At 45.9% G+C, this 18,176-nt stretch carries 18 protein-coding genes; 3 read left to right on the top strand and 15 right to left on the bottom strand.

Features of this window, described 5'->3' with window-relative positions:
- The 3 genes from opuAC to opuAA are packed head-to-tail and all read right to left on the bottom strand — an operon-like array spanning window position 1 to window position 2,988.
- Entirely contained in the window at window positions 1–882 is an 882-nt protein-coding gene (gene opuAC / locus G4P54_RS01715) for a glycine/proline betaine ABC transporter substrate-binding protein OpuAC (RefSeq protein WP_024715529.1), read from the bottom strand.
- Window positions 882–1,730, bottom strand: a complete 849-nt coding sequence (gene opuAB, locus G4P54_RS01710; RefSeq protein ID WP_003241221.1) for a glycine/proline betaine ABC transporter permease subunit OpuAB — start codon at window positions 1,728–1,730, stop codon at window positions 882–884. The genes opuAC and opuAB overlap by 1 nt, the downstream gene beginning before the upstream one ends.
- 1 nt (window position 1,731) lies before the next feature.
- Window positions 1,732–2,988 carry a glycine/proline betaine ABC transporter ATP-binding protein OpuAA gene (gene opuAA / locus G4P54_RS01705; RefSeq protein WP_167871584.1) on the bottom strand — a complete coding sequence of 419 codons (1,257 nt, stop codon included), beginning with the start codon at window positions 2,986–2,988 and terminating at the stop codon, window positions 1,732–1,734.
- 286 nt (window positions 2,989–3,274) lie between these two features.
- On the opposite strand from opuAA, the gene G4P54_RS01700 reads away from it, so the two are divergent.
- Both G4P54_RS01700 and G4P54_RS01695 read left to right on the top strand, forming a co-directional pair.
- Entirely contained in the window at window positions 3,275–3,577 is a 303-nt protein-coding gene (locus G4P54_RS01700) for an ArsR/SmtB family transcription factor (protein ID WP_081719893.1), read from the top strand.
- A gap of 68 nt (window positions 3,578–3,645) precedes the next feature.
- Window positions 3,646–4,803 (top strand): MFS transporter, encoded by a 1,158-nt coding sequence (locus G4P54_RS01695; protein ID WP_167871583.1) that lies wholly within the window; start codon window positions 3,646–3,648, stop codon window positions 4,801–4,803.
- A gap of 36 nt (window positions 4,804–4,839) precedes the next feature.
- On the opposite strand, the gene niaP is transcribed toward G4P54_RS01695, so the two are convergent.
- The 7 genes from niaP to G4P54_RS01660 all read right to left on the bottom strand — a co-directional run bounded on the left by niaP (window position 4,840) and on the right by G4P54_RS01660 (window position 11,608).
- Window positions 4,840–6,042: a niacin permease NiaP gene (gene niaP / locus G4P54_RS01690; RefSeq protein WP_101562676.1), complete on the bottom strand. Its 1,203-nt coding sequence runs from the start codon at window positions 6,040–6,042 to the stop codon at window positions 4,840–4,842.
- A 121-nt stretch (window positions 6,043–6,163) separates the two neighbouring features.
- Window positions 6,164–7,255 carry a toxic anion resistance protein gene (locus tag G4P54_RS01685; protein WP_024715534.1) on the bottom strand — a complete coding sequence of 364 codons (1,092 nt, stop codon included), beginning with the start codon at window positions 7,253–7,255 and terminating at the stop codon, window positions 6,164–6,166.
- A gap of 15 nt (window positions 7,256–7,270) precedes the next feature.
- Window positions 7,271–8,884, bottom strand: coding sequence for a YceG family protein (locus G4P54_RS01680; protein ID WP_167871582.1), 1,614 nt, complete (start codon window positions 8,882–8,884; stop codon window positions 7,271–7,273).
- A gap of 83 nt (window positions 8,885–8,967) precedes the next feature.
- A complete protein-coding gene (locus tag G4P54_RS01675; protein WP_024715536.1) occupies window positions 8,968–9,741 on the bottom strand; it encodes a TerC family protein in 774 nt (257 codons plus the stop codon).
- A 51-nt stretch (window positions 9,742–9,792) separates the two neighbouring features.
- Entirely contained in the window at window positions 9,793–10,371 is a 579-nt protein-coding gene (locus G4P54_RS01670; protein WP_024715537.1) for a TerD family protein, read from the bottom strand.
- A 34-nt stretch (window positions 10,372–10,405) separates the two neighbouring features.
- Entirely contained in the window at window positions 10,406–10,987 is a 582-nt protein-coding gene (locus tag G4P54_RS01665) for a TerD family protein (RefSeq protein ID WP_024715538.1), read from the bottom strand.
- Between the two features lie 21 nt (window positions 10,988–11,008).
- Window positions 11,009–11,608 carry a TerD family protein gene (locus G4P54_RS01660; RefSeq protein ID WP_024715539.1) on the bottom strand — a complete coding sequence of 200 codons (600 nt, stop codon included), beginning with the start codon at window positions 11,606–11,608 and terminating at the stop codon, window positions 11,009–11,011.
- 283 nt (window positions 11,609–11,891) lie between these two features.
- Between G4P54_RS01660 and G4P54_RS01655 the strand changes: the two genes are divergently transcribed.
- Entirely contained in the window at window positions 11,892–12,887 is a 996-nt protein-coding gene (locus G4P54_RS01655) for an LLM class flavin-dependent oxidoreductase (protein WP_167871581.1), read from the top strand.
- A 37-nt stretch (window positions 12,888–12,924) separates the two neighbouring features.
- Here G4P54_RS01655 and znuB read toward each other — a convergent pair whose 3' ends face one another.
- From znuB to G4P54_RS01630, 5 genes are all read right to left on the bottom strand, one after another.
- The gene (znuB, locus tag G4P54_RS01650) at window positions 12,925–13,767 is read right to left on the bottom strand and encodes a zinc ABC transporter permease ZnuB (RefSeq protein ID WP_167871580.1); all 843 of its coding nucleotides are present in this window, start codon (window positions 13,765–13,767) and stop codon (window positions 12,925–12,927) included.
- Window positions 13,725–14,420 carry a zinc ABC transporter ATP-binding protein ZnuC gene (gene znuC, locus G4P54_RS01645; protein ID WP_167871579.1) on the bottom strand — a complete coding sequence of 232 codons (696 nt, stop codon included), beginning with the start codon at window positions 14,418–14,420 and terminating at the stop codon, window positions 13,725–13,727. The genes znuB and znuC overlap by 43 nt, the downstream gene beginning before the upstream one ends.
- A 54-nt stretch (window positions 14,421–14,474) precedes the next feature.
- Window positions 14,475–15,428: a metal ABC transporter substrate-binding protein gene (locus tag G4P54_RS01640; RefSeq protein WP_024715543.1), complete on the bottom strand. Its 954-nt coding sequence runs from the start codon at window positions 15,426–15,428 to the stop codon at window positions 14,475–14,477.
- A gap of 181 nt (window positions 15,429–15,609) precedes the next feature.
- A complete protein-coding gene (locus tag G4P54_RS01635) occupies window positions 15,610–17,301 on the bottom strand; it encodes a glycoside hydrolase family 13 protein (protein WP_167871578.1) in 1,692 nt (563 codons plus the stop codon).
- A 24-nt stretch (window positions 17,302–17,325) separates the two neighbouring features.
- Complete coding sequence (locus tag G4P54_RS01630) at window positions 17,326–18,102, bottom strand: SDR family oxidoreductase (protein WP_167871577.1); 777 nt, start codon at window positions 18,100–18,102, stop codon at window positions 17,326–17,328.
- Window positions 18,103–18,176 lie beyond the last annotated feature (74 nt).

The raw sequence follows: 18,176 nt of genomic DNA, 5'->3' as shown, positions 1-18,176 counted from the left end.
TTACTTCTTCAAATCTTCAATTGAATTGACATTTTTCATATATTCCGGCACAACAAGGCCCATTTTCACGCCAGTCATGCTGGTGCCAATATCGTCATATTTGCCTTTATATTTGGCGGCGTATGCTTTATGGGTATTCGGCAGCCATGCGGAAAGGGATGCATCCGCGCTTCCCGTCGCAATTGCGGTCCACATTGGCCCGGCTTCTACCTGAGTAAGCGTCACGTCATAGCCTAAGTCTTCTAAGACTTTACCCATCACGTTTGTACTTGCAATCTCACTGTCCCACGCTACATAGGCAAGATTGATTTTATCACCATTTACCTTTTGAACACCTTTTGTCCACTCTGCAATCTGGTCCTTATGCTTTTTCACATAATCAGCAGCGACTTTGGCAGGTTTCTCGCCTTCTTCCACTCTGATCATCACTTCTCCCATCTCGTCTTGCGTCCATTTAAACTGGCTGAGAAGCTTTGCGGCATTCGGCTGTTCTTTGCTGAAGCCTTTGCGTGTGACCGTATGGATTTCCTCTGCGCTGCCGTAGGATTGCTTCGGATCATCGAGATATTTTAGCTTATATCTAGAGAACATCCAGTGCGGTGTCCACCCAGTAATGATAATCGGTTTCTTACGATCGTATGACTTTTTAAGCGTTGCGGTCATCGCAGCGCTTGACGCCGAAATCACTGTCCAGTCATTCAGGCCATAATCCTTCATCGCTTGGTCGGTCAGGGCCATAATCCCTGAACCGGGGTCAATCCCGATGATGGTCTTATTCACCTGTTCAGCCGCGGTTGCATTTTCATCGCTTTCTGAACCACAGGCCGCGAGTGAGAGCGCCAGCATGGCGGAAACGCCGATACCGATGATTTTTTTAAGCATCAGGCATTCCCCCTGCTTTTCTTCTTCACTTTGATATTTTGCGTAATACGGTCAAGCGTAATGGCAACGATAACGATAGCGATACCCGCCTCTACACCGACCCCTGTTTTCAGCTGTGTAACGGCGCTGTATACTTCAGAACCAAGTCCAGGCGCACCGACCATCGCGGCGATAACAACCATTGATAACGCAAGCATGATACTTTGGTTGATTCCGGCCAGAATGGTTTTTGTCGCAAGCGGAAGCTGAACTTTAAACAAACGCTGAGCTGTCGTAGAACCGAACGCCTCAGTCGCTTCAATCAGATCCGCCGGCACTTGTTTAATACCGAGAACAGTCATGCGGATTGTCGGCGGCATTGCAAAGATAACGGATGCAACAACCCCCGGTACAACACCGATGTTGAAGAAGAAAATTGCCGGCAATAGATATACGAAAGCAGGCATTGTCTGCATTAAATCAAGAATAGGCGTGACAATACGGCGAACCGTTTCTTTCTGGGACGCCCAAATTCCGATCGGAACCCCGACCACAATCGAAATAATCACAGATGTCAAAACAAGCGCCAATGTTTGAAGCATTGGATCCCAATAGCCTAAATAATCGATCAGGAGGAATCCAATCAATGTAAATAACGCAATTCCTCTCGTACTGATCCACCACGCGAGTGCGGCGAAAATAATCGTTAACAAAATAGATGGGATAAATCCAAGACCGCTGACAATTCCATTTACAAAAGCGGCCAATCCGTTTGCGATTCCGTCGAAGAATCCGCCAAATGTCATCGTAATCCAGTCAACAAAACGGTCAATGATATCTGCTAAAGGTATTCTAGGCAGTCTATCCATCTTATTTCACCTCCTGTACAGAAGGATCTTGTGTTTGTTCGTCAGTGCCTTCAGCGTTGATATACTCGTTATTGCCGGCAAGCGCGCCAATCAGTGCGCCTTTTACGACAATCCCTTTCATTCTTTGCTTCTCATCTACAACCGCAATTGGAATATTCGCATCAGAAACAGCGTCAAAAATCTCTGTCAGATACGTATTCTCTGGTACAGTCGTAAATTCTGTGTTCAAAATGTCTTGAAGAGGCATTTCAGACTCAGCCGCTTTTTTCGCATCAGACGCATAGACTACGCCCAACAATTTCTTTTGTTTGTCAACTGCGTAAATGGAAGAGATTCCAAGGTTTTTCATCAGTGTCAATGCTACGCGAGGCCCTTTATCAATCCGCACTGTTTCAGCGCGTTTCATAATGTGGCCTGCTGTGAGGACCTTAGATAAATCAACATCCTCAACGAATTTCTCAACATATTCGTTAGATGGATTCATCAGGATTTCCTCAGGCGTGCCGATTTGGACGATGTTACCGTCCTTCATTAGAACAATTCGGTCACCGATGCGCAATGCTTCATCCAAGTCGTGCGTAATAAAAATAATTGTTTTTCCGACATTATCGTGAAGATCAAGAAGTTCATCCTGCATATCTTTACGAATCAATGGATCGAGCGCACTGAAGGCTTCGTCCATCAGAAGAATGTCCGGATCATTTGTCAACGCGCGGGCAAGGCCGACACGCTGCTGCATCCCGCCTGAAAGCTGGTCAGGATATTGGTGTTCAAATCCTTCAAGGCCTACAAGCTTTAGAGACTCAAGCGCTTTTTGCTGGCGCTCTTGTTTGTCTACACCTTGAAGCTCCAGTCCGTATTCTGTGTTTTCAAGTATCGTTCTGTGCGGGAACAGAGCGAACTTTTGGAAGACCATGCTGATTTTTTTCCGGCGTACTTCCCGGAGCTGGTCTTTAGACATATTTGTTATCATGTCACCATCAATGTAAATATTTCCGGCAGTCGGTTCAATAAGCCGGTTTAATAGCCGTACTAACGTTGATTTACCGCTCCCTGATAGACCCATGATGACAAATATCTCACCATCATATACATCAAAATCAGCTTGATTTACCCCAACGGTTGATCCAGTCGCTTTCAGGATCTCTTTTTTTGTCTTTCCGTCGGCAAGCATCTGAACTGCTTTCTTTGTATGTTTCCCAAAAATTTTAGAGACTTTCTCGACTTTTATCTTAATTGGTTTCTCATCTACACTCATATTTTCCCTCCATATTAAGCAATCTTAATTAACGTAACATTTATGTAACATCTCCACAAACAGCATATTTCCTATTATTCTGTATCATTTCTTTATAAACATCCCTGTGGCCGTTTGACCTTATTTATGCTTCTAAATACTCTGTTATACTCCTTTATGATTGTATTTTACAGGTGATATTTCGCTCACCTATATTTGAAAGCGCTTTTAATGGAACTTAATTCCTCTTTTTTTCTATAATTGTTCTCCTTTACTGGAAAAATAAGTTGCTTTTCCACCTCCCATTATGTATTATAGTTTCATGACTATGAAACAATCAGATGATCAAATCAGAGCCCAAATCTTTAAAGCGCTGTCTGATGAATCAAGGCTTGCCATTATTCGAACGCTTTATTACAGCGGAAAAGAACTCAGCTGCGGTGAAGTAGGTGAAAAATGCGATATTGTCAAAACCACAGCATCCTATCATTTTAAAACGCTGCGGGAAGCGGGATTAACGGCAACCCGGAAAAATTCACGGACAAAATACGTCAGCCTGCGGGAAGACACATTTCAAACATACCTGCCCGGCTTTTTGGAAACCCTTTAACAAAGGGTTTCCTCTATACATATCTGTTTCATAGTTTCAAAGTTATAAAACTATAGGAGTGATAACATTTGAATCGTATTTGGCTTTTCTTCAGTGTGATGTTTGTCATTGGCACGGATACTTTTTTACTTTCTCCGCTTCTCCCGCTTTTACAGGATCAGTTTCATGTCTCTACCGATTTGTCGGGCTGGATGGTCAGTGCTTATGCACTCGGTTATGCGCTGTTCGCTTTAATTGCGGGCCCGATCTCAGACAGGCTTAACAGGAAAACAGTCATGCTGTGGGGACTTGCAGGCTTTATCGTATCCACGTTTTTATGCGGCATCGCACCCTCTTTTGCCGCCATGTGCCTGTTCCGTTTTGCCGCAGGCGTTAGCGCTGCGTTTGTGACGCCTCAAGTTTGGGCGTCCATCCCTGTCCTCGTCCAGCCTTCTCAGATCATGAAAAGCATGGGGATTGCAACAGCGGGATTGGCCGCTTCACAAATGCTCGGACTGCCGATCGGAGGTTTTTTCGCTTCCTTTACATGGCATACGCCCTTTTTCGTTTTGTCAGCGTGCTCGCTTATTCTTCTATTGATTCTGGCGGCTGTTATGCCTGATATTCGACCTACTGAACAAATAGCGCGCACGTCAATTTCCGCTCCATATCGGGAGCTGTTTTCGCTGCCGAAAACAGCGGTCATTTTGCTGGCCTATTTCCTCTTTCAAACCGGAAATTTCGCATCGTTCAGCTTTCTCGGCACTTGGCTTTCTGCGGATTATCATTTAACCGTGTCGCAAATTGGCGCCGCTATGCTTGTACTCGGACTGGGAAATATGCTCGGAAGCCTGCTCGGAAGCCGGATTTCAGAAAAGCTGGGCATGTTTAAAACATTGATCGGCGGCATGCTGCTGATGGGCGCTCTCTATTTCGCTCTTCCTTTCTTTCCTAACTTAATTTTAGTAGAAACAAGCTTTTTTCTCACATTCTTTACAGCTGGCATCATCTTTCCGTTAATGATGGGTGTTTTTCAATCCATTTCACCGAATGCGCGAGGAACCATCGCTTCCCTTTCCAATGCCGCTATGTATGCAGGTACCACTGTCGGCACATGTGCTGCAGGTTTTTTATATCAAAGCGCACACCATTTCGGAGCCGTCACAGGATTTACAGCCATTCTATTCATCCTGTCGATGACGCTCTACCAGACAACCGGGAATCGCCAATCCGCAGCCCGGGCGTAAATGTAAGAAAAGCACCTCAATCGCGAGGTGCTTTGCTTATTCAAGCTCAGTTTGTTTTGTTTCTTTCCCCATAATCAAAATACAAGCAACTGCGAGTAAGATGGCAATGCAAAAGATTGAAAAGATGACTGAAAACGAAATATGGCGGGCTGCGAGCGTTCCGACGAGCAGCGGGCCGAAGATGCCGCCGATTCTTCCAAACGCCGCTGTCGTTCCTGAACCTGTTGCGCGAATCGCTGTTGGGTATTGCTCCGGTGTATAGGCATACAGCACGCCCCACGCACCAAGATTGAAAAACGATAACAGCATGCCCGCCGTAAGCAGAAGGCCTAAGGAATCAGCTGTTCCGAAGAAATAGGCGCTTCCTGCCGTACCGATCAAGTAAATGACGAGTATCCGCTTCCGGCCCGCTTTTTCAATCAGCCATGCAGCGGAAAAATAGCCCGGAAGCTGAGCAAGCGTCATCAGCAGGACATATTCAAAGCTTTGAATCATGCTGAAGCCTTTCATCAGCATGACACTCGGCAGCCATAGGAACATGCCGTAATAAGAAAACACCACGCAGAACCACACGATCGACAGCATCACAGTCGGCCTTATATACTGTCTTGCCCAGACGCTTTTTACATTCTCCCACACCGATTTCTTTTTGGCAGAAAGCGACTCATATTTCGGCGAATCAGGCAGACCCGTCCGCAAGTACAGCGCATAAAAAGCAGTCAGCGCGGTTAACAGCAGGGCAGCCTGCCAGCCGAAGCTTGGGATCACAAAGTAAGAAATCAGTGCCGCTGCGAGCCAGCCTGCGGCCCAAAAGCTTTCCAGGAGCACAATCACTCTGCCGCGCTTCTCAGGCACAACCGCTTCCGATACAAGTGTTGAAGCAACTGGGAGCTCTCCGCCAAGCCCCATCCCGATGACAAAACGAAGAATGAGAAATGCTGATAAGCTCGTTACAAAAGCGGAAATGCCGCTTCCGATGGAAAAGCACAAAAGGGTAATGATAAACACTTTTTTGCGGCCGATTCGATCAGCCAGTAAACCAAACAAAAACGCACCCGCGGCCATGCCGATGGAATTGACGCTTCCGATCCATTTCATTTCTTCAGGCGACAGATTCCACTCCACATGGAGCGCGGCGATAATAAACGATAATATTCCGACATCCATTGCATCAAACAGCCACCCTAAGCCGGCGACGCCCAGCAGTTTACGCTGGGAAATAGGCTGTCGTTTTCCCATTGCCAACACCTCTGATATGCAAAATGATTACCGTTTAAGTTTACACCTGTCTTTACATGTTGTCATTAACAAAATGAAGGAAATGAAAAACCCCGCTTATGTTTCACAAGCGGGGTTCCTTTTATTGCTGCAAGGCTGCTTTTTTAATATTATCCTGCAGCTGGGCAATACGTCTCGCGCCTTCTTCGCGGAGGCGTTTGTTTTCTTCTTCGATTTGTTTTGTTTCCTGCATGCCGCTGACGATCGTGTTCCAAGACGATTCGATTGTTTCAATATCTATGCTTGGTCTGCCGGCCATTCTGGCAATTTCAACACTTTGGTTCGAGATGTTTTCGGCATTTCGTCTCAGCATCTCGTTTGTCCGGCGGTCAAGCTCGCTCATGGAGTCAGCCACAAGCTTTTGGCGTTTCACGGTAACAGCCTGAATAATGCCGTTTTTAAAAATCGGAATGGTGATAATGAACGCTGAATTGATTTTCCCGATCAGCTTTGCATTTCCGCGCTGCAGGAGACGGATTTGAGGTGCCGTTTGAAGAGCCACCATCCGTGCCATATCCAGATCATACACCCGTTCTTCAAGCGCCTGAATGCCATTGCGCAGTGTATCGAGCTGCATTTGCGCCAGCTGATTTCCGCTTGCCGCTTTTTCTTCATATGAAGGAAGGACCGACTGCATTTCTTCCAGCTTCATTTGCCCGGCAACGACGTATTTTTCAAGCTCCATATAGTATTTGATATTGTTTTCATACATTTCATCGAGCGTGTAGTTCGTCTTTGTCATCTCATCTTTGTATTTCGAAATCTCAACGTTGATTTTTTCAATCTCCCCGCCGAGTGTCTGATACTTTTTAAAGATTTTTTCAATCATGCTTCCGCCGCGTTTGAAAATTTTCGCCATTAATCCCTTCGGCTCATCAAAATCGTTTTTATCGAAGCGGTCCATGATTTTCCCGAGCTGAGTCAGCATTGTGCCGGAGTCTGTCACGCTTGTTGTTTTCATCATTCCCAGGATGCGGTCAGAGAACTTGGAAATTTCAACGGCCGGCTCCTTGCCGTACTCAAGCAGCTCCATTTGGTTTTTGACGTCTATTTGCTGAACAAGCCGCTTCACCTCTGGTTCCTGACGGAGCTGGAGACGGATATCGTCAGCTTTTTGCTGGGAAATTTCTTCGTTTTTATCGAGAACAAGAGGATTTTGGTTTTCAGTTGTCATGCTTTTCTTCTCTCCTTATTTTTGGGTAATCGTTCTGAACAGCCTGCTCACAATCGAAGGCTCTTTATAGTCCTGCTGAAACACCATGTCGTCGAGCCAGTGGATATCATACTGATCCTCTTCAATAAACTGCTCAATATCTTGATGGCCGGGAGGGTTATAAATCATGATGTCGATCCCGATTTCATTTAGGAACAGCAGAGCCACAGCATCCGAACGCGTGAGTCCGCCGCTCATTTCCGTATGATATAAAACGAGTTTCGGAACGGTTTGCGCGTAGTCGAACATGTGAATCAGTTTCAGCAGATGAGCAGGCAGGTTTGTTGTTTGTTTAAACAAGTAAATTTGAACATCTTTGATTTGTTCCTGAGGCAGGGCCTTAAGCCGCGGGTGTCTGCACATTCTCGAAATGGTCTTGGCAATGGCAGTCTGAACGCCCGCCGGCAGCTGCTTGTACTGCCACACATTGCTTGCCATCAGCTTGTCCGGATCAATGTTCCCCTCGTGATCAAGTGCGTGGCTGTAGTGAAATTGATAGTTTGACTTTATTTCTTCAGTAAACGGAAAGCTTCTGACCATTTCTGTTTCCTGATAATCCGCTAATGTATGAAGCCTGTTCCAATATTCTTTATTGTCTTTCGACACACCCATAATTTTGGCGAATACATTCGGAATCTCGATGGAATGTTTATCAGCTTTGAAATTCGGCCGAATAAAGGCGCGCTCTTTCGTGATTAAAAACAGTTCATCATAGGTCGTTTTCAATGTAACAGATACCGGTGTGTGATCTCTGAACTGCCATGGCTTGTACAGCATGGATTCTTCGTGATTGAGCACATGTTCAATTTCCTTTGTTGAGCGGTAGGCGACTGTTGATTTCCGGTCCGGTTTTTCTTTTGGAAATGGCTGAAGCTCTGAAACGTCGGGGAGCTTTTCCGTAAAACTGAGCTCCTGCTTCGGATCAACAAGCGTCAGCTGATCGGTACCCGCCGGATGGAACAACAGAACATCGCAGCCGACTAGCATCAGATAATATAAGAAATAGAGCTGGCTTTTCGTCGCGTCTCCGTACCAAACAACCTTTGGCATCTCCCGCTCTATATCGGTTTTTTCCAGCCAAGGATTCAGGTGATTCAAAGAAAACTTCGAAACATCAAGCAGCACTCTGCGAAAATCAGGATGATTCAGCCCCTTGTCATGACTGTCCGCAAAGGTATGTAAAAGCGTCATCAGCGCTTTTCTTAAATGGCGGTGCATCAAGGGATTTGAGTGCTTCGCAATCAGCTTTTCCCCGTCCAGAAAGGCAACAAAACGGCTGACTGACAGCCCTTTTTCTTTCTGATTGATGGAATGAATATGCTGAAGCTTTTGAAATGTTTCCGGTTCGATTGTTTTATCAAGCGTTTCACTCAGAATGGTAATGCGGTCGTTTACAGACAGCTCATACAGCTCGTTATAGTAGTCTGTCTCATCAATAGGCGTGCCTAATATCTGCCCGGCAAGACGAGAAAATGAAAGGCCTTGTTCTGTTTCATAGTGATCCCGCTCGGGCAGTGGCTGAAACAGCAGGCTTTTCCACTCTCCCTCCGCCGGAAGTGCTTTATGAATGGTTAGTTCTTCTTGTCTCATCTTATCCTCCTTTCCGGTTTGTCATGAGAAGATATTTCTGTAACAAAAAAGGAAGGACATTGAACCTCCCTCCTTGTTTTGTTTTATTCTTCTTTTGAAGCGGCTGTTTGTTCGCGCACCTGCTTTTGTTTGTTGATGTAGTGAATGATCAATGTTACCGCAAATGCTGCGATAATGATCATGAAGAATACAGAGTGCGGCATTTCGTAATGGAAAGCGCTCGCCGCCATTTTCAGCGCGATAATACCGATTAACACGAATGCTGTGTTTTCCAGCTCAGGAATTTTATCAATCAGGACAAGGAATACTTTCGCCACTGTACGCATCATCAGAATACCGAGCATACCGCCGATCAAAAGCACCCATACTTTTTCAGATACCGCAAACGCGGCAAGGATGCTGTCCACAGAGAAGGCAAGGTCCATTAATTCAACTGAAACGACAGTCGCCCAGAAGATCCCGAACGTGCGGACCATCCAAGAGTTTTTCTTCATGCCGTCCGCTTCCTCATCATTTTCGCCGATCCAGAAGTGCTTAATGACGAGCCAAGCCAGGTAGAGGGCGCCAAGCACCTTGATCCACCAGAATTTGATGAGGAGCATACCAAGCCCAATGAAAATAAACCTGAAAATATAAGCTCCAAACAAACCATACGTTAACGCTTTTTTCCGCTGTTTTTCCGGCAGGTGTTTGACCATGACCGCAAGAACAAGCGCGTTATCGGCCGATAAAAGGCCTTCCAGAACAACAAGGGAGCCGATCAGACCCCAGGAAACAGGATCAGTCAGCACTTCCCCCCACATTTTCCAATCGAAAAATGAAGCATACGTAGACATGATATGATGTAAAAAGTCCAAATTTTTTCCTCCTATTAATTTGAAACGGTGACTTCTCTATTTGTCACTCGCTTACACTTGCAAACCGTAGTTCCGGCACAATGCAGCCAGCCCGCCGGAAAAACCGCTGCCGATCGCATTGAATTTCCACTCTCCGCCGTGTCTGTAAAGCTCACAAACAACAACAGCCGTTTCAATGGAAAAGTCTTCTCCTAAATCAAAGCGAAGAAGCTCATTCTGCGTTTCTTCATCCACAACGCGCACAAACGCATTGGAAACTTGTCCAAAGTTTTGGCTGCGTGCGTCAGCGTCGTGAATGGTCACTGTGATGCCGATTTTTTCAATGTGAGCAGGTACCTTTGAAAAATCAACGATAATCTGCTCATCATCTCCGTCGCCCTCACCCGTGCGGTTGTCACCCGTATGGATGACACCGCCGCTTGGATGTTCAAGGTTATTATAGAAGACGAAATCGAGATCATTCACGCAGTTATCATGCGCATCAACTAAAAAGGCTGAAGCATCCAGGTCAAAATCGTCTCCGCCGGAGTACTTGTTTGTATCCCAGCCTAAGCCGATCACCGCTTTTGTGAGTCCCGGATTTGTTTTCGTTAAATCGATTCGCTGTCCTTTTGATAATTGAATGGCCATACTGCCTCTCTCCTTTCTGCTCTTCGTATTTGTCTTAACCGACTTGCAAACCGTAGTCCGTTGCGATGCGGGCAAGGCCGCCTTGGTAGCCTGAGCCCATAGCGGAGAATTTCCACTCGCCGTTATGTCTGTAAAGCTCCCCTGCAATGATTGCTGTCTCAATAGAGAAATCTTCCGCAAGGTCGTAACGGATGAGCTCTTCATTTGTTTCTTCATTTACGATGCGGACGAACGCGTTTGATACTTGTCCAAAGTTTTGGCTGCGCGCTTCTGCGTCGTGAATGGTGATAACAAATGAGATTTTATCAATGTTTGCCGGTACAGCGCTGAGATTCACTTTTACATTCTCATCATCGCCTTCGCCAGCGCCAGTCAGGTTATCGCCTGAATGAACGACTGAACCGTTGCCGCCTTCAAGCTGGTTGTAGAAAATAAAGTCGTTTGGAGACGCGCATTTGCCCGCCGCATCTAACAGAAACACGCTTGAATCAAGATCAAAGTCGTGCCCGCCGTCATACTTGTTCGTATCCCAGCCTAAACCGACAACAACCTTTGAAAGACCCGGATTTGTTTTTGTTAAATCTACTTTTTGTCCTTTTGCCAATGAAATTGTCATGTTTCATCCACTCCTTTTCTTTTATACGTATCGGTTGATAATATCTTCTAATCTCGTATCGTTTGTGCCTTCACCAATCGCCGCAAACTTCCACTCACTGCCGCTTCGGTAGATTTCTGCTGTAATGAGGCTTGTTCTGCCGGCATAATTGTCTCTCAAATTGTATTTGAGCATTTCTTCATGATTAGATTGGTTAACGACGCGGATAAACGCGTTTTGAATCATGCCGAAATCTTGTTTTCTTCTGACACAATCGTAAATGTTCACTACAAATACAAGCTTATCGATGTTTGCAGGCACTTTATTCAAATCTATCATAATTTGCTCGTCATCGCCCGCGCCGTCACCCGTCAAGTTGTCGCCTGTATGCTGTACACCGCCGCAGCGGCTTTTCAGGTTCCCGAAATAAACCAAGTTATTCTTATCAGTGAATTTTCCGTTTTCCAGCATCACCACTGAAGCGTCACAGTCGATATTCGGACCGCCTCCGCCAAGCAGTTTGCTGAAGAATCCTCCGCCTGAAGACACCGGGTCCCAGCCGAGACCGACCATCAATTTTGACAGGCCGGCTTTTCCTTTTGTTAAATCAATTCGCTGACCTTTTTCTAAAGAAATTGCCACACGATTCACTCCTACTCATCGAAATGTGAAGATAGTCACATTTATTTTTACGCTCACAAGGTAAATAAGCGGTAAATTATTAATATATACGTTTGTTATTATATCAAAGTTTCGTAAAAGTTAAGAATAATTGACGAAAAACCTCGAAAAAAAACTTCCATATTTGATATATGTTTTGCAGATGCTATGAAGTACGCATCTTAAACAAACCATTTGACGCGAGCGAGCCATTTTGCCTATTCTTGTGTCACATTCTAAAAACAGACAGAAAGGAAGCGGCCTTTTGATTCATTTAAGCGTACTTGATCAGGCACCTGTTTCTAAAGGAGAAAGCCCTGTGACGACTCTTCAGCATTCGGTTGAGCTTGCCGCACTGAGCGAGCAGTGGGGCTATAAGCGTTATTGGTTTGCCGAACATCACAGCACGAGAGGACTGGCAAGCACGGCGCCTGAAATTATGATCGCACGCATCGCGGCACAGACAAGCACGATTCGTGTCGGGTCAGGCGGCGTGCTGCTGCCCCAGTACAGCCCGTTTAAAGTGGCTGAGACCTTTCGCCAGCTTGAGGCGCTGTATCCAAATCGGATTGACCTTGGTGTCGGCCGTTCCCCCGGCGGCACGACAAAAACCCGTCTTGCGCTAACGGACGGGGTGAAAAAAAGCTTAACCGAATTTAACAGACAGCTGCAGGACGTCTCTTATTTTCTCACCGATTCCCTGCCTGCCGGGCATCCGTATATTGGAATCAAAGCGGCGCCCCTTATTGACACTGCACCTGAGCTATGGGTGCTCGGTCTCGGTGAAAACAGCGCAAGACACGCGGCGCAGCAGGGGATTGGATATGTGTTTGGGCATTTCATTAATCCAGAACGGGGTGAAAACGCGTTTCGCGTATATCGAGAAAGCTTTCGGCCTTCACCCCATTTTTCGTCTCCAGCAGCACTTTTTACGATTTTTGTCATTTGCGCAAAAACAGATGAAGAGGCAGAAGAGCTTGCGTTAAGCCAGGATTTATGGCTTCTTCGCGTCGGAAAAGGCTTGGACAGCCGCGTGCCGAGCATTGAGGAAGCAAAAGCGAATCCCTATACAGCGTCTGATAAAAAATTGATAGAAGAAAACAGAAAGCGGATGGTGATCGGTTCTCCAACCACTGTCAAACAGCAGCTTTTAGAGCTCAAAAACCTTTATGACACAAATGAAATTATGGTTCTGTGCAATGTGTTTGATTTTGAAGCGAAAAAAGAATCGTATGAGCGTCTTGCCGAGCTGTTTCTATAAAAAAAGCAGTTTTCCCTGTGGGAAACTGCTTTTCAAGCTACTGGCGCGCCTTTTTGCGCTGGGTTTCTTTTTTGATAAATGTCCAAACACCTTGAACCGCAAATCCGATCAAAAGCAGCACGATCAAAAGCAGGGTAATTGACGGCCCTGGGGGCGTTCCAAGCTGATAGGACGATGTCAGTCCCATAAATACGCTGAATAATGAAATCAGTATGGCTGTTATAAATACCATGTTAAAGCCTTTTGCAATTCTGATGGCGAATGCTGCCGGCAATACGAGCAGGGCTGATACAAGAAGAACCCCGATGATCGGAATAATGACTGAGATCGCAAGGCCTGTAACGATACTGAATGACATCGACAGGAAGTTTGTATTAATCCCCGATGTTTTCGCTGTTGCTTCATCAAATGTCAGCAGGTAGAGCGGTCTTTTCAGGACGATAAAGTAAAGCAGGATCAGCAGTGTAATGATACTGATAATGTACACCTGCTGCTGGTTTACCGTCACGAGCGATCCAAATAGGTATTGATCGATGCTCAGATTAGCGGTGCCCTTTGAAAGGCTGATTAAAAACATCGCAAATGACAAGCCGGCCGCCATTAAGATGGCAATGGACACTTCTGAATACGTCCGATATGCCCGCCGCATGTATTCAATCCCGATTGCGCCGGCGGTCACCACAACTATGCTCGCCGCGGTGATATTGGTGCTGAGAAAAAAGCTGATGGCAACACCCGATAAAGAAATATGTGAAAGCGTGTCAGCCATTAAGGCCTGTCTTCTGAGAACGAGATACACCCCTAAAATCGGGGCCATGATGGCGATCATGCCGCCTGCTAGAAAAGCTCGTCGCATGAATTCCAAGTCAAACATTTCCATCCGCCTTTTTCTCCTCTCTCTAATCGAATCACTTTATCTAAAAATTGCTGTACTTCATTTTGTTCATGAGTAACCATTACCACTGTGCGGTTGTGATTTTTCACGAGATGGTGCATAAATTCGTAAAATCCTTTTCTGCTGTCATAGTCAACGGCTGTTGTCGGTTCGTCCAGCATGAGAAGGTCAGGATTGCTGGCTAGCATTCTGGCGATACAGATTTTTTGCTTTTGCCCGCCTGATAAATCGCCGATTTTACGGTGGCGGAACTCCCACATTTCCACCATTTTCAGTGCTTTTTCTACCTCGATATGATCTTCTTCATTTAACCGTTTAAACCATTTCCCTTTTGCATAGCGCCCTGACTGAACAAGCTCGAGCACTGTGCTTGGAAAGCCGGCATTAAATGAAGAAATTTGCTGCGGGACGTATCCTATCGTCAGCCGTTTTCCTTCTGTATTCCTTTTACTGATCGTCACCGTGCCTTCCCACGGTTTCAGCATGCCGAGCATCACCTTTATAAGCGTCGATTTAGAGGCGCCGTTTGGTCCCGTGATGCCGACGAACTCACCGCTTTCAATATCCAGTGATACTTTATCTAAAACAGGCGTGTGGGAGTAGCCGAATACGATATCTTTCAATGAGACGAGATTCATGTTAATCTTCCTTTCTCACAAAGAAATAGTGTGCACCCTCCGGCGCACACCATCTTATGATTTAACCAATAGTGAATCTTTCAGAGCATCGAGGTTTTGTTTCATCACGTCGATATACCCTAAACCTTTGTCCTGTTCTTCTTTGCTTAAGCCTTCCAGTGTATTCAGCACTTCTGTCTTCGCGCCGATTTCACTGGCTAGCGTATCTGCGACCTTTGAGGATGCAATTTCTTCAAAGTAAATGACTTTTACGTTATGTTCTTTGGCATATGTTTTCAGCTTTGCCAAGTCGGCTGCGCTTGGTTCTTGGTCAGGCGAAAGCCCTGCAATCGGAACCTGCGTCAGGCCGTACTCTTTTGCCAGATAGCCAAAAGCTGTATGCTGCGTGATAAATTCTTTCTTCGCCGCTTTTTTTACGGTTGTACGATATAGTTTATCAAGATCCTGCAGTTTTGCAATATATTCTGCACTATTTTTCTCATAGTATTCTTTATGATCCGGGTCCTGCTTCACGATTTGCGCCGTAATATTTTTAACTTCCTTCTGCGCCAAAACAGGGCTGAGCCATATGTGAGGGTCTATTGCATGGCTGCGCTCATGCTCTCCATGCCCGTGCTCTTCTTCCTCAGAGCCTTCCATTAAATCAATGCCTTTGCTTGCATTGACGAAAACGGAATGACCTTGGCCCATGCTTTTTTCAGCTGACGGTACCCACGTTTCCATGTACTCACTATTATAAATGAACAAATCGGCATCCTGAATGTTGGCAATGTCTTTCGGCGTCGGCTCCCAATCATGCGGTTCAACTGAAGAAGGGATTAACAAATCCACATCGCCTTTGTCTTTTACTATTTGTTTTGTAAATTCATACATTGGGTAGAACGTTGTGACAATGTGCAGTTTATCACCTTTAGAATCCGCCGACCCTTTTGTTGATGAGTTGCCGCATGCTGCAACTAGTAAAAAGCACGCCGCAATCACGAACAAACCGCCCCATCTTTTAAACATATCGGATATCCCCTCTTTTCATAAACACTTAAATCAAAATGATAACGATTTTATAATCCTATATCATAATAAACCGAAGTCATTACGTTTTGCAAGATTAAATTTCATTTTGATTTTATTCTTCCCGGCTATGGCGCGAATATATGTACCTAAAAAACCCGGCTGAAAAAGCCGGGCTGAGTCATTTTATTGTATTGTCGAGAAGATACACTCTGCTCTCGAAAGGCTGGAACACCATTTCATCAGCAAGATCACCGCTGTTGCTATAATTGCTGAGAAGCAGAGATGCCTGGGCCATGCCGCAGTGCTCAGGCCATCGGAAAACGGCTTGCTCTTTTGAAAAGTTATTGACCGACAAAAGCTGCTGTTTGCCGTTTTCTCTCATGTATACAAACAGCTGCGGATCATCCGGAAGCAAAAGATCATAGCTTCCTTTGATGAGATCAGCGTACTGCTTTCTCAGGCGGATCAGCTTTTTGTAGTAAGTGAAGATCGAATCAGGGTCTGTCAGTGCTTCCTCGACATTGATGGATGTGAAGTTCGGGTTGACCTTCAGCCAAGGTGTGCCGTCAGTAAATCCGGCATTTTTGCCGCTGCTCCACTGCATCGGCGTCCGGGCGTGATCCCGGCTTTTAGCTAAGATTGATCTCATTACATCTTCTGGATCATAGCCTTTTTCAAACACCCGTTTATGATACATATGAATCGTTTGGATATCTTTGTAGTCCTCAATTCGGGTAAACGGCGCGTTTGTCATCCCGATTTCTTCTCCCTGATACATATACGGCGTGCCTTTCATGAGATAAAGAACGGTAGCCAGCATTTTCGCGGATGCTTTGCGGTATTCCCCCTCGTCTCCAAATCTGGACACAATCCGGGGCTGGTCGTGGTTGCACCAATATAATGTATTCCAGCCTTGATGTTCAAGCTTTTTTTGCCATGCTGTCAGTACCGATTTTAAATCAGAAAGCTCAAGGGGCTTTACATCCCAATGTTCTTTTCCGGGCTGCTGGTCAAGCTCCATATGCTGAAAATGAAAAATCATATTCAGCTCGTGCTTAGCTGTTCCCGTATACTTCAGGCCCTCTTCCGGTGTGACACTGCCGACCTCTCCCACAGACATGACATCATATTGAGAAAACACTTCATCTGTCATTTCTTTTAAGTAGTCATGGATTCGTTCGCCATTTGGCTGGAAAGGCTTCGGCTCAGCCTGCTGATTGACATAGTCCTCATACGAGGGAAGATATTCTTTCTTGGAAATGAGATGGAGCTGGTCTATACGCAAGCCGTCGACCCCTTTATCCAGCCAAAATTTCATCATGTCATACACCGCTTGGCGAACTTCGGGATTTTCCCAGTTTAAGTCAGCTTGTTTGACGGCATTCATATGAAGATAATATTCTCCCGTGTGCTCCTCATATTCCCAGACCGGTCGTCCATAGTTAGACACCCAGTCTGTCGGCGGACCGTTCTTTGTGCCGGGGCGCCAAATATAATAGCTGCGGTATTTGCTGTTTTTGTCCATTTCAGCCTCTTTAAACCACGGATGCTCGACAGAAGTGTGGTTTAACACAAAGTCCATCACCAGCTTTAACCCGCGCTGATGCACCTGGTCAACCAGTTCGTGAAAATCGTCCATCGTTCCATATGAATCCATCATTGCTTTATGGTCCGTCACATCATAGCCATAATCAACATTTGGAGAAGGATAGAGCGGGCAAATCCAAATCACATCCGCCCCGAGCTCCTTTATGTAATCAAGGCGGGACATGATCCCCCGCAGGTCTCCAATTCCATCTCCATTACTGTCCTGAAAGCTTCTCGGATAAATTTGATACACCACCGCATCCTTCCACCAGTCTGTTTTCATCCCGCAGTCCCCCTGTTTTGTGTTCTATTCAAGCTGAGACGGATAAAGTGTCATTCCGCCGTCGACGAATAGTGTTGTGCCGGTCACGTAGCTCGCTTCCTCAGATACGAGCCATGCCGCTGCCGCCGCTACTTCTTCCGGCTTTCCAAAGGCTTTCATCGGGATTTTTTCCAGTTGTTTTTGCCTGCTTTCTTCCTTTTTGGTATCCACATTTGATTCTGTCGCAATGGTACCGGGCGCTATCGCGTTGACGCGGATTCCTTTATCCGCATAGTTGACCGCCAGCGTTTCTGTCATCATCTTGATGCCGCCTTTGGACGTGGAATACTGGACGTTGACGGGGCGCGGGATCTGCTGGTGAACACTTGAGATATTCAGCACATTGCCTTTGATGTTGTTTTTCATCATGTGGTTAAGCGCTGCTCTCGCTCCCAGAAAGGTTCCCGTGACGTTAACATCAATGACTCTCTGCCAATCTTCAAGAGTCATCTCATGCGGCATAGCCTCCGCACCATTAAAGCCGGAGTTGTTCACCATCACATCGAGCGTGCCGAAATGCTCTAAAGCGGTATCCAAGAGCGCCTGAATCCCTGCTTCTTTTGACACGTCCGCCTCAATTGCGACAGCTTTTCCTCCGTTATGCTTAATGATGTCCACCGTTTCATCAGCTCCGGTCGGATCGCTGTGGTAGTTCACGACAACATTCATGTTCTCCTGACCGAACCGCTCCGCTATGGCTTTCCCGATTCCTTTTGAAGAACCTGTCACAATCGCTGTTTTACCTGTTAAATCTTTATACATAAACGATATCCTCCTCTGATTTTCCATTATGCAGTGGAAAATACCCCATTTTTCCGGGTTGAAAACAGCATAAA

Origin of the sequence: Bacillus tequilensis (assembly GCF_012225885.1) — a bacterium.
GTDB classification, from domain to species: domain Bacteria; phylum Bacillota; class Bacilli; order Bacillales; family Bacillaceae; genus Bacillus; species Bacillus tequilensis.
Note: the sequence above shows the minus strand (reverse complement) of the source record. Positions and strands in the feature narration are given on the sequence as shown.

Coding starts and splice junctions, on each gene's coding strand:
- opuAC (WP_024715529.1), bottom strand. CDS start 882: ATGCTTAAAAAAATCATCGGTATCGGCGTTTCCGCCATGCTGGCGCTC.
- opuAB (WP_003241221.1), bottom strand. CDS start 1,730: ATGGATAGACTGCCTAGAATACCTTTAGCAGATATCATTGACCGTTTT.
- opuAA (WP_167871584.1), bottom strand. CDS start 2,988: ATGAGTGTAGATGAGAAACCAATTAAGATAAAAGTCGAGAAAGTCTCT.
- G4P54_RS01700 (WP_081719893.1), top strand. CDS start 3,275: ATGTATTATAGTTTCATGACTATGAAACAATCAGATGATCAAATCAGA.
- niaP (WP_101562676.1), bottom strand. CDS start 6,042: ATGGGAAAACGACAGCCTATTTCCCAGCGTAAACTGCTGGGCGTCGCC.
- G4P54_RS01685 (WP_024715534.1), bottom strand. CDS start 7,255: ATGACAACTGAAAACCAAAATCCTCTTGTTCTCGATAAAAACGAAGAA.
- G4P54_RS01680 (WP_167871582.1), bottom strand. CDS start 8,884: ATGAGACAAGAAGAACTAACCATTCATAAAGCACTTCCGGCGGAGGGA.
- G4P54_RS01670 (WP_024715537.1), bottom strand. CDS start 10,371: ATGGCCATTCAATTATCAAAAGGACAGCGAATCGATTTAACGAAAACA.
- G4P54_RS01665 (WP_024715538.1), bottom strand. CDS start 10,987: ATGACAATTTCATTGGCAAAAGGACAAAAAGTAGATTTAACAAAAACA.
- znuB (WP_167871580.1), bottom strand. CDS start 13,767: ATGGAAATGTTTGACTTGGAATTCATGCGACGAGCTTTTCTAGCAGGC.
- znuC (WP_167871579.1), bottom strand. CDS start 14,420: ATGAATCTCGTCTCATTGAAAGATATCGTATTCGGCTACTCCCACACG.
- G4P54_RS01640 (WP_024715543.1), bottom strand. CDS start 15,428: ATGTTTAAAAGATGGGGCGGTTTGTTCGTGATTGCGGCGTGCTTTTTA.
- G4P54_RS01635 (WP_167871578.1), bottom strand. CDS start 17,301: ATGAAAACAGACTGGTGGAAGGATGCGGTGGTGTATCAAATTTATCCG.
- G4P54_RS01630 (WP_167871577.1), bottom strand. CDS start 18,102: ATGTATAAAGATTTAACAGGTAAAACAGCGATTGTGACAGGTTCTTCA.